This is a genomic window from Devosia equisanguinis, assembly GCF_900631955.1.
Taxonomy (GTDB): domain Bacteria; phylum Pseudomonadota; class Alphaproteobacteria; order Rhizobiales; family Devosiaceae; genus Devosia; species Devosia equisanguinis.
The window spans coordinates 1-14,519 of the sequence record NZ_UZWD01000066.1; the positions used below are offsets into that span (position 1 = coordinate 1).

The window sequence follows — 14,519 nt, forward strand, 5'->3', positions numbered from 1 at the left end:
GCCAAGCTCTTTCGCCTCCCTCCCCCTTGAGGGGAGGGAATGAGGGTGGGGGTCCATCAGTGAAGCACTCAACCACCCCCCACCCCGGCCCTCCCCCTCAAGGGGGGAGGGAGCGATGGAGCTGCATCAAGCAAACACCGCCCTCGGGATAGAACCCCGCCGAAAAACCTCAGGCGGCTCTGCGGGTGGCGTCTTCGTGGGTGCGGAGGTCGGCGACTTCGAGGCGGGCGAGGCCGCGTTTCTGAGCCTTGCGCAGCGCCTTTTCGGCGGCGGTGGTCACCAAGCGGTCGACCTTGCCATGCGGATTGATGACGGCGAGGCCGATGCCGAGAGTAACGTGGCCGGCATGGCTTTCGCGATTGGCGAGGCCCTGGCGGCGGACGGCGATGGCGATCTTGCGGGCGAGTTCGCGGGCCATGAGCACCGGCATGTCGGGCAGGACCAGGGTCAGGCCGGCGCGGCCGGAGCGGATGCAGCGATGACTGTCATGGGTGAGCAGGACCGAAATTGTGGCCAAAAGCGTCTCGATGCAATCGTCGGCAGCGTCGCGCCCATAGGCGGCGACATATTCGGCGTAGCGGTCGATTTCGAGCGCCATCACGCAGAGCGACACCTTGCGCTGCGCCGCCAGATCCCAGCCCTGGCGCAATTCGTCATTGACGCGGGCGGGCTTGGGCTTGCCATTGGGGGTGGTGGCGATTTCAGCGTGGCCGTAAGCGGGTTCGGCGATTTTGCCGCCACCAAGCGCGGTCCGCACCCTGGCCCAGAAGCCATCGCTGCCGCTCATCGTCACTCTATTCATCTAGCCTGTCCTGGGCCATGTCGTTCGCGGGCGATCTGGCCACACTATAGTTAAGGCAACGTAAGCAGAGCCACGCATCGGCATGCGGCGCAGCGTCGCCAGCGATGAAACGGCATCAACACTATTAAGCACTCAATCTATTGAGTCGTATCGAGAAAAACGCCGGAACTACAAATGTTCGGGCGGTTCCCATTCGGGCCAGTCGACGGCGTGATCTTCCCATTCGTCCGGTTCGACTTCGGTTTCGAGAAAAGTGCGGCCCTTGACCGAGACACCGACATCAATGACGGTCTGCGGATCGCCTGAAACCAGCGGGTGCCACCAGGCCAGGCCCTTGCCCTCGGCCAGTCGCCGATAGGCGCAGGTCGTTGGAATCCATGGGATTTCGCCAACATTTTGTGGTGTCAGCTTGACGCAATCGGGCACCTGCTTTTGCCGGTTGGGATAATCGGTACAGGTGCAGGCATCGCCGTCGAGCAGCTTGCAGCGCACATCCGAAGTAATCAGCGTGCCGGTATCTTCGTCTTCGAGCTTGATGAGGCAGCAGCGACCACAGCCGTCGCAGAGCGCTTCCCACTCGGCATCGGACATTTCCACCAGGCTTTTTTCTTCCCAGAAGGCCATCTTAACTTTCAGTCGTTCATGCTGTTGCCGGTTTGCGCTTGTCGGCGGCCCGGCGCAATCATATTCCAGCGATCAAGTTGCATTGTCCGCCTGATGTGGACAATTCTCCCGCCAGTGGGGCCCGGGGCGTAGCGTGCAGGATCCGTTCTATACCAGGGAAAAAAAGCGCAAGTCGACCAGCGGCATGCTGGCGGCGGACGCCTGGCTGGATTCCTCGTTGTACGAGTTCTGGCAGTCCCTGGGCCGCGCCTATACGCGTTACCAGGATTTCATGAGCCGGTTTCATGTCACCGGCATAAAACGCTTCTTCGTCGAAATTCTGTCCGATGCCTTCACATTTGGTGCCATCGGCGCGGTGCTGATGACGGCGCTAGCGCTGCCGGCCTTCAACATCATCGACCGTGGCGCCTTCAACAAGGCCGAGGATTACTCGGTGGTGTTCCTCGACCGCTACGGGGAGGAAATCGGCCGGCGCGGCATCCGCTCGGATGACAGCGTGGCGCTGGACGAAATGCCCGACTACCTGATCAAGGCGACGCTGGCGACGGAAGACCGACGGTTCTACGAGCATTTCGGCATCGACGTCATCGGTACGCTGCGCGCGCTGATGACCAATGCCACCGGCGATTCCTCGCTGCATGGCGGCTCGTCGCTGACCCAGCAGCTGGCCAAGCAGCTGTTTCTGTCGTCCGAGCGCACCATCGAACGCAAGATCGTGGAAGCCTATCTGGCCGTGTGGCTGGAATGGAATTATTCCAAGGACCAGATTCTCAAACTCTATCTCGACCGCGCCTATATGGGCGGCGGCAATTTCGGGGTGACGGCGGCTGCCGACTATTATTTCGGCAAGCGCGTGCAGGATATTTCCCTGGCCGAGGCGGCAATGCTGGCCGGGCTCTACAAGGCGCCGGGCCGCTGGGCGCCGCATGTGGACCTCGCGGCAGCGCGCGGCCGCGCCAATGTGGTGCTGACCAATCTGGTGGCCGCCGGCTTTCTGACCGAGGGGCAGGTGACGGCAGCGCGCCGTCATCCGGCCGCGCCGATCAACCGCACCGCCGACGTCAACTCGCCCAACTATTTCCTCGACTGGGCCTTCGACGAGGCCAAGCGGCTGATCGCGGATAACAACGCGCCGGGCAACAATTTCGTGGTGCGCACCACCATCGACACCACGCTGCAGAAATATGCCGAAGAGGCCATCACTTCGGTGATCCGCGAGCAGGGCGAGCAATATCGCGTCGAGCAGGCGGCCATGGTGGTGACCGACACCAAGGGCGCCATCCGCGCCATGGTCGGCGGCACGGACTATGCGAAGAGCCAGTTCAACCGCGCCATCGTCTCGACCCGCCAGCCCGGTTCGTCCTACAAGCCCTTCGTCTATGCCGAGGCGTTCGAGCAATTGGGGCTCAAGCCCAGTGACACCATTTCCGACCGGCCGGTCTGTATCGGGGATTGGTGTCCGCAGAATTACGGTCGCTCCTATAAGGGGCAGACGACGCTGATCAGTGCCTTTGCGGCCTCGATCAATACCGTGCCGGTGACGCTGTCGATCAAGACCGGGCGTGATGCCATTGCCCAGCTGAGCTATCGCATGGGCCTGCGGCAGGAATATCCGGTGACCCGTTCGCTGGCGCTGGGCGTGGCCTCTGTGTCGGTACTCGACATGACCTCGTCCTATGCGGTGTTCGCCAATCACGGCTACAAGACCCCGGCCTTCGGCATCACCCGGATGACGACGCTGTCAGGTGACCTGGTGTGGGAAAACGACGCAGACGCGCCGCATGAGCGGGTGCTGAGCGAGCAGACCGTGGCCTATATGAACCAGATGATGCGGGCCGTGGTGACCAGCGGTACCGGGCGTCGCGCCGAGGTGCCGGGCGTGCCGACTCTGGGCAAGACCGGCACGACCACGTCCTATCGCGATGCCTGGTTCGTGGGGCTGACCGGCAATTACGTGGCGGCGGTCTGGTTCGGCAATGATGACTATCGCACCACCAATAATCTGACAGGCGGGCTGTTGCCGACCATCGCCTGGCAGAAATTCATGGCCTATGCCCACACCAATATCGCCATTGCGCCGGTATTCGGCGTCGACTTCGTGCCCGAACAGACCATGGTGGCGGAAGCCGATCCGGGCGAGAGCGAGGAAGAGGCCGAGCAGCGCCCGCCCAGCCTCAAGCCAGCGGCGGCGCGCAAGCTGCTCGACCTGGCCAGTCGGTTTGAGTCCACGCTGGCCAGCACGCAGCCGGTGAACGACACGGCCAGCCTGCCGGCAGCAGCGAGCGAAACCGGCATTTAGCGCTTTCTAGGCCTTGGTCGGGCCGGCCCGGCGCGACGAAACTACAAAAAATCTATCCCCGAAATCCCCGCGTCACGGCGCTGTGCTAGTGTTCAGGCATGGTCGAAGAATTGGGTGAAGCGGGGGACGGATGAGCGAAGGCATTGTCTCCCCCGACGAGCTCGACCGCGATGGCAGGCCCATTGCCTGGGATGCGGTGCGGCGGGATTACGAGGCCGGTTATTTGACCTGCAACACCATTGCCCGGCTGCATCGGCTGCGGCGGCTGCAGCTCGACAATCACGCCCGCAAGAACAAATGGGACCGCGCGGCCAGCATGGTGCTGGATCGGCATATTCTCATTCAAAAGCTCATGGCGTTGCTCGAACGTCAGATGGATATCCTGGAGGATGGCATGGCCAGTGGCGAGAAGGTGGAGAGCAAGGTGCTCTCCGATCTGGTGCGCGACCTCGACAAGCTGATCGGCATCGAAAAGGCCGAGGGGCAGCGCAGCGGGCATGACGGCGAAACCGGCGAAATGCGCGATCTGCAGCGCAAGCTCGAGGCGCGGATCAACGCTCTCACCAAGGCGAAGACGACGACAGGCTAAGGCGTCGGTGGATGACGCTGGCGGTGCCATTGCGCGATCAGCCAGCCGGTGCCCAGACCGATAATGGCACCGGCGGCCTTGACCAACGCGTCGTCGAGCCGGCCGTGACGATCGGAACGCAGCATCTGCAGCAGTTCCAAGCCGAAGACGCCGACGAGCACGATGGCCAGCGCCCACCAGATGCGGCGGGGATAGGCCAGCGCGAAGAGTAGTCCGACCACCAGAAAGGCCAGGCCGCGCTCGATATCGACCGGCAGCGGCAGGCGCGGGCGCAGGCCGATGGGCGAGAGCGTGGCAAAAGCCAGCGCGAAGAGGGCGCCCCAAGCGAGGAGGCGAAGCGGGTTGAGCGTCATGCATTCGACATACGACGCGCCGGCGCGCTTGGCCAGCCATGGGGCTGGGGTAGGCAGATGACGGCGCGCGATCCCACCATTGGGCAATTGCTGGAGCAATTGCCGTTCGAGGCGCAGGCCAAGCTGTTTTATCACTGGCCGATCTGGGCCTATGAGCACCAACTGGCACCGGCGGGCGACTGGACCACCTGGCTGCTGCTGGGCGGGCGCGGCGCGGGCAAGACCAGGGCCGGGGCCGAATGGGTGCGGCAATTGGCGGAGGCGGGGGTGACCCCCATTGCGCTGGTGGGTGAGACCATGACCGAGGCCGAGGCGGTGATGGTGCGCGGGGAAAGCGGCGTCTTACGCGTCTGCCCGCCCTGGAACCGGCCAAAGCTGAGCGGCACTGTGCTGCGCTGGGACAATGGGGTGGAGGCACATATTCTGCCCGCCTCCGACCCCGAACGGTTTCGCGGCCCGCAATTTGCCGCTGCCTGGAGCGATGAGACGGCCAAATGGCGCAAGGCGGAGGCGGCCTGGGACATGCTGCAATTCGGATTGCGGCTGGGCGAGCGGCCGCGGCAACTGGTGACGACGACGCCCCGCGCCACGCGGTTGATGAAGCGGCTTCTGGCCGACGAGCAGACGGTGGTGACGCGCGCGGCGAGCAAGGTGAATACCCATCTGGCGGAAAGCTTCCTGCAGGCCGTGGTCAGCCGCTATCAGGGCACGGTGCTGGGGCGGCAGGAACTGGATGGCGAATTGATCGAGGATTTGCCTGATGCGCTGTGGCGGCGGGCCCTGTTCAAAGCGCCGCCGGCGCCGGTCGATGGCCGGATTGTCGTGGCCGTGGACCCGCCTGTCACCGGCACGGCGCGTTCGGATGCCTGCGGCATCGTCGTGGCGGGGCGAAGCGGGGACGGCGCGGTGGTGCTGGAAGATGCAACGTTGAAGCCGGCTTTGCCGCTGGTCTGGGCGCGGCGGGCGGTAGCGGCCTATCACGCCCATGGGGCCGATGCGATCGTGGCCGAGGTGAACCAGGGCGGGGACCTCGTGGTGCAGATGATCGCGCAGGTCGATCCCAATGTGCCGGTGCGGCCCGTGCGGGCCAGCCTCGGCAAATGGACGCGCGCCGAGCCGGTGGCCGCACTTTATGGGCGGGGATTGGTCTGGCACATGCCGGGTTTGACGGCGCTAGAAGATGAATTGTGCGCCTTCGGGCCCGACGGCAAGGCCGATGGCCATTCACCGGACCGGGTGGACGCGTTGGTCTGGGCGCTGACGGAATTGCTGCTCAATGACGGCAGGCCGCGGGTGCGGGGGATTTAAGGGGCGAGCCACAGTTAAGGCCGATGAGCGATTATTGGCAATAAGGCCATGAAAGCGAGGCTCGGTTGCTGGCCGTTGCGCTGTCATTTTGCACGGGGCGTCACCCTCGGGCTTGACCCGAGGGCTGTGTACTAGCGGACACCCTGTCGAGTTTAGAGCCCTCGGGTCATGCCCGAGGGTGACGATCGAGAAGGTGGTTGGAGCAGCGATTTGCTCGTTCTTCCGAACCTGCCGCCTCGATAAAACTAAGGAAACAAAGATGCCCAACCTACTCAACCGCCTGTTCGGCGGGCGGACAAGCGCGCCTGCGGAAACCAAGTCGTCGTCCGGGCAGACCATGTTGACGCTGAGCCAGTTGGGGCCGGCGCAGTGGAGTGGGCGGGGTTACGCCAGCCTCGTCAACCAGGGGTTCATGCGCAATCCGGTGGTTTATCGCTGCATCAGGCTGATTGCCGAGACCGCCAACCGGGTGCCGCTGATGGTGCAGGTGGATGGCAAGACGGTGGCCGACCATCCGCTGGCTCTGCTGCTGGCGCGGCCCAATGGCCGGCAGTCGGGGCCGGAGCTGCTGGAGGCGGTTTATGCCTACCTGCAGACCGCGGGGAATGCCTATCTGCAGGCCGGGATCGTCGATGGCGCGGTGCGCACGCTGTTCGTGCTGCGGCCCGACCGGATGAGCGTGGTGGCCGGGCGCGATGGCTGGCCGGTGGCCTATGAGTACAAGGCCGGGGGCAGGGCGGTGCGGCTGAGCCAGGAGGCGCTGCCGATCCCATCGGTGCTGCATATGGCGCTGTTCCATCCCATGGACGATCACTACGGCATGGGGCCGCTGGAGGCGGCGCAGACCAGCCTCGATATTCACAATGCCTCGGCGCAGTGGAACAAGGCGCTGCTCGACAATGCGGCGCGGCCCAGCGGGGCGCTGGTCTATTCGGCGGGCAATGGCAGCCTGACCGATGACCAGTTCAGCCGGCTCAAGGCGGAGCTGGAAGAACAGTTTTCCGGCTCCGGCAATGCCGGGCGTCCCATGGTCCTCGATGGCGGCCTCGACTGGAAGGCACTGGCCATGAGCCCGCGCGACATGGATTTCATCGAGGCGCGCAATGCTGCGGCGCGGGATATCGCGCTGGCCTTCGGCGTGCCGCCCATGCTGCTCGGCATTCCCGGCGACAACACCTATGCCAACATGGCCGAAGCCAATCGCACGCTGTGGCGGCAGACCTTGGTGCCGCTGGTGGTGCGGGTAGCCCAGGAGTTGAGCGGCTGGCTTGGACCGGCATTTGAGGGCGTGGACGTGGTGCCCGATTTCGACAAGGTCGAGGCCCTGGCGGAAGACCGTGCAGCGCTATGGGAGCGGGTGGGCAATGCGAGTTTCCTCAGTGACGAGGAGAAGCGGGAAATGGTGGGGTTAGGGGCGTCCTCTTGAGGAAAATCGCTCCAATGGAGCGATTTTAACGGCCAAGGCCAAGAGAGCTGCGCTCGAATGGCGGAGTTGGGAGCGTAAAGCATGGCGCGGATTGCTCGGCACCAATTGAAGGCGCTAGCCCGTGAAATCCGGTTGGCGACATTGTCTTTGAAATTGGATGTGCTCGTTGCAGCGCTCGAGCGACGCTACCGACCGGATCAGCCACGAGCGCCAAGGGGCACATCAGAAGGTGGCCAGTGGATACGTGATTTTTCTACCACGGTTAGTCCACCAGAGCCTGAGCGCATCCTCGTTGCAGGGCCGCGCTGTGATGGGTTTTCTAGCGGATGCCAAAATGGAGGAAGTTTTGGTACAACCGACGCTGTCCACATCTCAGGCAAGCGCTACTGCATTGACTGCGCAGTGAAGTTCTTGGGCCTTCAGGGACTACCATTCGATGAGATAGCGGAGACCTTAGGTGGCTTCGATTCAAACTGGCGAAAGAAGGGTACCAATGTCAGCAAGAGCGAGGGCCCTCAATGCGGTGAAAGTGGGCGACGTGATCTTTGGAATAGCGGAAGGTGGCCAGCCGAAGCTGCTCTTGGTGTATGAAGCTGATGACGAGGGGTTTTCTGCACGACATGTCACCTCGCAAACTAGCGCGAGGTTCGGGCGCGATGGCAAGAGCAGTTGGGCCCCGGATGGTGGCTCGTGTGTAATTGTCTCTACTGCCCAACTACCTTTTGATATGCACGAGACGGTGTTGGGTCTAGATCGTAAATGGGCCGCTAAACCGGAGTATCCGGACACCAAGCTGAGTAGTGCGGAAATCAAATTGATGACATCTCACAGGGCATTTTTTGAAGCACATCGCCTACCGGATGAATAGGAAGGTGCCGGATGTTGGAGGGACGATGTCGTCAAGGACGCAAGCACTCAAAGGCGTGTCGGTCGGGGACTTGATTTTCGGGCTCAGGGAGAATGGGCGGCCGGATCTTTTGTTCGTCTATAGCGCCGACGATACTGCGTTGTTGGCTCGCAACATTTTCAATCGGGCGAACTTCAGGTTCGGTCGTGACGGCGTCGGCCAGAGGGTGGAGGACGGGCAGGTGTGCACGATCGTTTCGACCGCAGAACTTCCCCCTGAACAGCGTCAAGTTGCCATTGGGCTGGACCGTAGGATGGGGTCAAATCCCGAATATCCGGACACAAGAATGACTGAGGACGAAGTCCGGCTGGTTCTTGATCACGACGACTTCTTTGAGGCCCGCCTGTTGCCCGGAACGGAGGCAATCGTTAGGCGAGCGCAGCGGCTGCGGGCTGTATCGCTGATTCTAGTTTCGGAACTGAACCTGATCGACGAACGGGACACCCCAGCTTCGCTGTCTGAGTACGACGATTACATTCCAACATTGGTTGAGCTATTGGAGAAGCCGGGCTCGACCGAAGAGGTGGCGCATGCGCTCTCGGAGATCGCAGCATTGAGACACAGGCCGCATAGGGTGTTTGAGCGCACGGCGGCAGTAGCGGAGAGCCTGGTGCGGCTAGCGCAGTACTGGGCTTAAGCAGGCCCACACGCGGCTCACATTGACAGTCAACCAAGCCCGCCTCCGGCGGGCTTTTTTGTGTCCGGAGGGTCCATGGACAACCTCACCACCACCATCATCGAACGAGGCGATCTCGCTCATCTCACGCTGTTTTTGTGGGCCAGCGGGTCGAGTGCTCTGCTGGTCTGGAGCCTCAAGGAACTGGCCAGGGCCAATCAGCACTTCAACGACTTCGTGCGCGAGATTGCCGCGCTGAATCGATTGTTCCGCAAGGAGGATTAGCCGATGGCTGACAAGCAAAATCGGGAGAATGCGCAGCAGACGTTCCGGCAATTTGCCTGGAACCTGGCGGGGACGCTGGCCGACAAGAAGACTGGGGCCGCAAAGGCGCGTCCGGGGCGGGTTGGCGCGGTGCGGACGGGTGGGGCCAAGCGCTGATGTCGGCCATTCCCATCGATGCGGAAGGCCGGTTTGCCGGCTATGCCAGCGTCTTCAACCGACTCGATAGCGGCGGCGATATCGTGCTGCCGGGTGCCTTTGCAAAGTCATTGGCGAAACGGCGTGGTCGGATCCGGCTGTTGTTTCAGCATGATCCCAAGGAGCCGGTCGGCATTTGGGAGACCATTGCCGAGGATAGCCACGGCCTGTTCGTGACCGGGCGGCTGGTGCCGGGGGTACCGCGTTCGGACGCGCTGCGGCACCTGATCGAAACCCGCGCACTGGATGGCCTGTCCATCGGCTTTCGCACGGTCAAGGCCAGCCGCGAGGCGGGCACCGGGCATCGGCGCCTTTCGGAAATCGATCTCTACGAGATTTCCATCGTGACCTTTCCGATGATGGAGGACGCGCGCATCGCCGCCCCCCTCACCGCCGGCGCGGCTATTGCCGCAGCCACGAAAACTATCCGCAACCGATAGAAGGATACCGACATGGATCGGATTGACGACGGCCTTGAGACCAAGGCCGGCGCGGGGACTGATATTGCCGCGCTGTTCGCTGAATTCTCGACGGCGTTCGAGGAATTCAAGCGCACCAATGACCAGCGCCTGGGCGAAATCGAAAAGCGCGGCACGGCCGATGGGCTGCTCGAGGGCAAGCTGGATCGGCTCAATGCGGTGCTCGATGGGCAGAAGGCGGCGCTGGACCGCGCCAAGGCCGAACGGGCGCGCCCGGCCATCGAGGGCAAGGGGCAGATCGCCGACGGCGAGTACAAGGAAGCCTTCTCGGCCTATGTGAAGCGCGGCGAGGAAAAGGCCCTCTCGATCGGGGTGCCCGCGGATGGCGGCTATGTGGTGCCGGCCGAGGTCGAAACCGAAATCACCCGGCTGATGACCCATATCTCGCCCATTCGCGCCATTGCCGGGGTGCGGCAGGTTTCGGGCTCGGTCTATAAGCGGCCGATCACGGTGACCGGGCCGCAGACCGGCTGGGTGGCGGAAACCGCGAGCCGCCCGACCACCACCAGCCAGACCCTGGCGGAGCTGAGCTATCCGACCGCCGAGCTCTATGCCATGCCGGCGGCGACTACGGCGTTTCTCGACGATGCGGCTGTCGATGTCGGGCAGTGGATTGCCGACGAGGTCAATGCGGCCTTCGCTGCGCAGGAAACCACCGCCTTCGTCAATGGCAATGGCACCAACAAGCCCAATGGCTTCCTCAACGCCGCCAAGGTGGCCGAGAGCGGTTGGGAATGGGGGAAGCTCGGCTATCTCGCCACCGGCGTGGATGGGGCGCTGCCCTCCAGCAATGGCGCCGATGTGCTGATCGACCTGGTCTATGCGCTGAAGGCCGGCTATCGCCAGAATGCCAGCTGGGTGATGAACCGCAAGACGCAAGGCGCGCTGCGCAAGCTCAAAGATGGCGAGGGCAATTATCTCTGGCAGCCGGCGACGGCGGCCGATGGCAATGCCACGTTGATGGGCTTTCCGCTGGTGGAAGCCGAAGACATGCCGAACATGGACGAGGACAGCTTTTCGGTGGCCTTCGGCGATTTCCGCCGCGGCTATCTGATCGTAGATCGCCAGGGCGTCAGCGTCTTGCGCGACCCCTTCAGCGCCAAACCCTATGTGCTGTTCTACACCACCAAGCGCGTCGGCGGCGGCATCGCCGATTTCGACGCGATCAAGCTGCTGAAGTTCGGCGAGAGCTGAGGGTAGAGCACTCGCGGCAGTGACGGTCGTCACCACCCGGCTTGACCGGGTGGTCCACCGCTTGGGCGTGGATTGCCCGGTCAAGTCGGGCAATGACGATGTGGCGAGGATCGGGTGACGCCCGATATCGGCAGGATGGGCACCGGCCTTCACCGGTGTGACAGCCGGTGGGTGCTTAGGCGCAGCCCAAAATCAAAGGAACAAGAACATGATTTCCTATCTCCTGGCGGGGCCCGCCGAGGAGCCGGTTTCGCTTGCCGAGGCCAAGGCTTTTCTCAAGATCGACGACGCGGCCGAGGATGGGCTGATCACCACGCTGATCGGGGCGGCGCGCCTGCATATCGAGGGCATCACCGGCCGGGCGCTGTTGGCGCAGAGCTGGCGCGTGGTGCTCGATGACTGGCCAGAAACGGGCGTGGTGAAGCTGCCGGTGGCGCCGCTGATTGCCATCACCGCCATCGCGGCCGTGGATGACAATGGCGCCAGCCACGATATCGGGCTGGCGCAGTTTTCTTCCGAGCCGGATCGGCTGATCGTGCCGCGCGTGGTCACCGGCATGCCGGGGCTGCAGGCGCGGGGCGGCATCGAAATCGACTATGTCGCCGGCTTCGGCACCGAACCCGAGGATGTGCCTGCCGATCTCAGGCAGGCGCTGCTGGGCCTGGTGGCGCATTGGCACGCGCATCGGGACGCGGTGATTGTTGCGGGGTCCGGCGCGGTGGTGCCATCGGGCTTTGACCGGCTGGTGAGCCGCTACAAGAGGGCGCGGCTGTGAGCGGGGATAAAATCCCGCCCATCGGCACTCTGACCGACCGGGTGCAGTTGCGCCAGCGGCAGAGCGTGGCCGAGGACGAGGGCGGGCATGGACGGGTCTATGTGCCGTTGGGCACGGTGTGGGCGCGGGTACGCAGCCTGACCGGGCGGCAGGGGACCAATGCCGATGGCCGGTCGGTGGCGATTTCCCATGCCGTGGTGCTGCGTTTTCGCAGCGATCTGGGGCCGGGCGATCGCATTGTCTATCGCGGGCGGCAGCTGGATGTGCTCAGCGCGTCCGACATCAATGGGCGGCGCGCTTATGTCAGCTGCGCCTGCAGCGAAACCAGCGTGACGGGGTAGGCCATGCATCCGATCGTGCAATTGCAGGCGGCGTTTGTGGCGGCCCTCATGGGCGACGCGGCGCTGGTGGCGCTGATCGGGACCGCGGGCGTGTTCGACGCGCCGCCGCGCGACCGGCCGGCGCCCTATGTGGTGATCGACCGCCACGATATTCGCCAGCGCGATGGCGACCTGACCCCGGGTTGGGAACATCGGGTGCTGCTGCATTGCTGGGCGGGGCAGCCGAGCCGCAAGGCGGCACTGGCGATTGCCGAGCGCGTGGTGGCGGCCAAGGACGGGCTGACGCCTGCCGGGCTGGTGGTGACCCTGGCCGAGCATATGCGGACCGAGACGGTGATCGATGGTGCCACAGGCTTGGCGCGGGCGGCGGTGTTGCTGCGGTTTTTGAGTGAGTGATCGTCTGCGGGATGAAAGCCCCCACCTAATCCCCCCCTGAAGCAGGGGGAGGGACCGATCGAGTTTGCACGGACTTTAGGGTGAGCGCGACCTGCTCCTCCCCCTGCTTCAGGGGGAGGCCGGGTGGGGGTGCTTGCGCATCCAGGAGGGACAAAAATGGCAGCCCAGAGTGGCAAGGATATGCTTTTGAAGATCGACCAGACCGGGTCAGGGAATTTTCTGACGGTGGCGGGACTGCGGACGCGCAGCCTGGCGTTCAACGCGGCCAGCGTCGACACGACCGACCAGGAAAGCGCCGGGCGCTGGCGGGAACTGCTGGCGGGCGGCGGGGTGAAGCGGGCTTCGGTTGCCGGTTCGGGTGTGTTCAAGGACCAGGGCTCGGACGCGGCGGTGCGGAGCCTGTTTTTCGCCGGCACCATCCGCAACTGGCAATTGATCCTGCCGCATTTCGGGGTGGTCGAGGGGCCGTTCCAGATCGTGGCGCTGGAATTCTCGGCTTACCACGCCGGGGAGGTGACGTTCGACCTGGCGCTGGAAAGCGCCGGAGAAGTGACCTTCGCGGCGGTTTAGGGACTATCGAGCGCGTGGCCCCCCTCATCCGGCCCTTTGGGCCACCTTCTCCCCGAGAGGGAGAAGAATAGGAGGGGGGCACCATTCCTCTCCCACTCGGGGAGAGGGTGGATCGGCCATAGGCCGAGACGGGTGAGGGGCCATCATTTAGGCGGGAACAGAAATGACCAATATTCATCGTGGTGAAATCGCCGCCGAGATCGGGGGCGAGGTGCGGGTGCTTTGCCTGACGCTGGGGGCGCTGGCGGAGCTGGAGGCGCGGTTGCAGGCCGGGGATCTGGCCGGGCTGGCGGAGCGGTTTGCGGATGGCAAGGTGTCGGCACGGGACCTGACCGCCATTCTGGGCGCCGGGCTGCGCGGCGGCGGCAATGCCGTCACCGATGACGACCTGGCGCGGATGAGCGTCGAAGGCGGGTTGCGCGGGGCGGCGGAGATCGCAGCACGCTTGCTGCGCGCGACGTTCGGAGAGGCGGCATGAAGGCGTTTCCCTGGACTGATGCAATGCGGTTCGGCCTAGGCGTGCTGCGGCTGCCGCCGGACGCCTTCTGGCGCATGACACCGCGCGAACTGGCGGCGGCCTGGGGCGCTGTGGTGGGCGATCGCGGCGCGCCCTTGGGGCGGGCCGACCTGGACCAGATGATGGAGCGCTTTCCCGATGGCCGGTGAGTTTTTTGGCGACAAAATCCGCGACGAGCTGGGCGATGTCTCGGTGGAGCTCGAACGCATCGGCGACCTTGCCGATGGGGTGTCGCGCTCGATCAGCACCGCCTTTCGCGGGGCGCTGATGGACGGAAAGTCCTTCAAATCGGTGCTGGGCGATATTGCCCGCGCCTTTGCCGATATCGCGCTAAAGGCAGCGATCAAGCCGCTGGGCAATCTGGCCGGCGGATTGGTGGAGAATATCTTCACTGCCACCAATCCGGCTTTGGCAGGCGTGAAACCCTTTGCCAAGGGCGGCGTGATTGCCAGCCCGAGCTATTTTCCGCTGGGCAAGGGGCTGGGGCTGGCCGGGGAGGCCGGGCCCGAGGCGATCATGCCGCTGCAGCGCGGGCCGGACGGGCGATTGGGCGTGGCTGGCGGTGGCGGGGGCGGCGTGCAGGTGACGTTCAACGTAACCGCAAGCGACGCGCGCAGTTTCGCGGCGAGCGAGGCCGAGGTCAGCGCCATGCTGTTGCGCGCGGTGCGGCGGGGGACGCGGGGGATTTGAGAAGACCCCACCTAACCTCCCCCTGAAGGAGGGGGAGGGACCGATCGAGTTTGTTATTGCCCCGGCTTTCCGAACGTAAAGAGCCCTCGGGTCAGGCCCGAGGGTGACGATTTGTGTTTGCGGAGCCGCGGAAGCTTACGAGGACGTCATGGC

Annotated in this window: 20 protein-coding genes; 17 read left to right on the plus strand and 3 right to left on the minus strand. The window is 64.1% G+C overall.

The annotated features are described in order from the left end of the window. Positions 1-169 precede the first annotated feature (169 nt). Entirely contained in the window at positions 170-802 is a 633-nt protein-coding gene (locus tag DEVEQU_RS19130; RefSeq protein ID WP_126152208.1) for a diguanylate cyclase domain-containing protein, read from the minus strand. 168 nt (positions 803-970) lie between these two features. After that, a complete protein-coding gene (locus tag DEVEQU_RS19135) occupies positions 971-1,426 on the minus strand; it encodes a YcgN family cysteine cluster protein (protein ID WP_126152209.1) in 456 nt (151 codons plus the stop codon). Positions 1,427-1,559: 133 nt separating this feature from the next. On the opposite strand from DEVEQU_RS19135, the gene DEVEQU_RS19140 reads away from it, so the two are divergent. Both DEVEQU_RS19140 and DEVEQU_RS19145 read left to right on the plus strand, forming a co-directional pair. After that, the gene (locus DEVEQU_RS19140) at positions 1,560-3,725 is read left to right on the plus strand and encodes a transglycosylase domain-containing protein (protein WP_126152210.1); all 2,166 of its coding nucleotides are present in this window, start codon (positions 1,560-1,562) and stop codon (positions 3,723-3,725) included. A gap of 130 nt (positions 3,726-3,855) precedes the next feature. Beyond that, a complete protein-coding gene (locus DEVEQU_RS19145) occupies positions 3,856-4,314 on the plus strand; it encodes a hypothetical protein (protein ID WP_126152211.1) in 459 nt (152 codons plus the stop codon). Here the strand turns inward: DEVEQU_RS19145 and DEVEQU_RS19150 are convergent. Further along, a complete protein-coding gene (locus tag DEVEQU_RS19150) occupies positions 4,311-4,667 on the minus strand; it encodes a VanZ family protein (RefSeq protein ID WP_126152212.1) in 357 nt (118 codons plus the stop codon). The genes DEVEQU_RS19145 and DEVEQU_RS19150 overlap by 4 nt on opposite strands. A 57-nt stretch (positions 4,668-4,724) precedes the next feature. Between DEVEQU_RS19150 and DEVEQU_RS19155 the strand changes: the two genes are divergently transcribed. The 15 genes from DEVEQU_RS19155 to DEVEQU_RS19220 all read left to right on the plus strand — a co-directional run bounded on the left by DEVEQU_RS19155 (position 4,725) and on the right by DEVEQU_RS19220 (position 14,366). Beyond that, entirely contained in the window at positions 4,725-5,975 is a 1,251-nt protein-coding gene (locus DEVEQU_RS19155; RefSeq protein ID WP_126152213.1) for a DNA-packaging protein, read from the plus strand. 259 nt (positions 5,976-6,234) lie between these two features. Continuing rightward, on the plus strand, positions 6,235-7,401 hold the full coding sequence (locus tag DEVEQU_RS19160; protein WP_126152214.1) for a phage portal protein: 1,167 nt from the start codon (positions 6,235-6,237) through the stop codon (positions 7,399-7,401). Between the two features lie 457 nt (positions 7,402-7,858). After that, positions 7,859-8,269: a hypothetical protein gene (locus DEVEQU_RS19165; protein ID WP_126152215.1), complete on the plus strand. Its 411-nt coding sequence runs from the start codon at positions 7,859-7,861 to the stop codon at positions 8,267-8,269. Beyond that, complete coding sequence (locus tag DEVEQU_RS19170) at positions 8,241-8,945, plus strand: hypothetical protein (protein WP_126152216.1); 705 nt, start codon at positions 8,241-8,243, stop codon at positions 8,943-8,945. Before DEVEQU_RS19165 ends, DEVEQU_RS19170 begins: the two co-directional genes overlap by 29 nt. Before the next feature lie 75 nt (positions 8,946-9,020). Then, positions 9,021-9,209: a hypothetical protein gene (locus tag DEVEQU_RS19175; RefSeq protein WP_126152217.1), complete on the plus strand. Its 189-nt coding sequence runs from the start codon at positions 9,021-9,023 to the stop codon at positions 9,207-9,209. A gap of 3 nt (positions 9,210-9,212) precedes the next feature. Further along, a complete protein-coding gene (locus tag DEVEQU_RS19975) occupies positions 9,213-9,365 on the plus strand; it encodes a hypothetical protein (RefSeq protein WP_164550489.1) in 153 nt (50 codons plus the stop codon). Further along, a complete protein-coding gene (locus DEVEQU_RS19180; RefSeq protein ID WP_126152218.1) occupies positions 9,365-9,844 on the plus strand; it encodes an HK97 family phage prohead protease in 480 nt (159 codons plus the stop codon). Before DEVEQU_RS19975 ends, DEVEQU_RS19180 begins: the two co-directional genes overlap by 1 nt. Before the next feature lie 12 nt (positions 9,845-9,856). Then, the gene (locus DEVEQU_RS19185) at positions 9,857-11,077 is read left to right on the plus strand and encodes a phage major capsid protein (RefSeq protein ID WP_126152219.1); all 1,221 of its coding nucleotides are present in this window, start codon (positions 9,857-9,859) and stop codon (positions 11,075-11,077) included. A 208-nt stretch (positions 11,078-11,285) separates the two neighbouring features. Continuing rightward, positions 11,286-11,852, plus strand: coding sequence for a head-tail connector protein (locus tag DEVEQU_RS19190; protein WP_126152220.1), 567 nt, complete (start codon positions 11,286-11,288; stop codon positions 11,850-11,852). Then, positions 11,849-12,193: a phage head closure protein gene (locus tag DEVEQU_RS19195; RefSeq protein ID WP_126152221.1), complete on the plus strand. Its 345-nt coding sequence runs from the start codon at positions 11,849-11,851 to the stop codon at positions 12,191-12,193. Before DEVEQU_RS19190 ends, DEVEQU_RS19195 begins: the two co-directional genes overlap by 4 nt. A 3-nt stretch (positions 12,194-12,196) precedes the next feature. Then, complete coding sequence (locus DEVEQU_RS19200) at positions 12,197-12,589, plus strand: DUF3168 domain-containing protein (protein WP_126152222.1); 393 nt, start codon at positions 12,197-12,199, stop codon at positions 12,587-12,589. A gap of 156 nt (positions 12,590-12,745) precedes the next feature. Continuing rightward, a complete protein-coding gene (locus DEVEQU_RS19205; protein ID WP_126152223.1) occupies positions 12,746-13,159 on the plus strand; it encodes a phage major tail protein, TP901-1 family in 414 nt (137 codons plus the stop codon). A 163-nt stretch (positions 13,160-13,322) separates the two neighbouring features. After that, on the plus strand, positions 13,323-13,637 hold the full coding sequence (locus DEVEQU_RS19210) for a gene transfer agent family protein (protein WP_126152224.1): 315 nt from the start codon (positions 13,323-13,325) through the stop codon (positions 13,635-13,637). Further along, positions 13,634-13,825, plus strand: a complete 192-nt coding sequence (locus DEVEQU_RS19215; protein ID WP_126152225.1) for a rcc01693 family protein — start codon at positions 13,634-13,636, stop codon at positions 13,823-13,825. Before DEVEQU_RS19210 ends, DEVEQU_RS19215 begins: the two co-directional genes overlap by 4 nt. Further along, positions 13,815-14,366, plus strand: coding sequence for a phage tail tape measure protein (locus DEVEQU_RS19220; protein WP_126152226.1), 552 nt, complete (start codon positions 13,815-13,817; stop codon positions 14,364-14,366). The genes DEVEQU_RS19215 and DEVEQU_RS19220 overlap by 11 nt, the downstream gene beginning before the upstream one ends. The last annotated feature ends 153 nt before the right edge of the window (positions 14,367-14,519 follow it).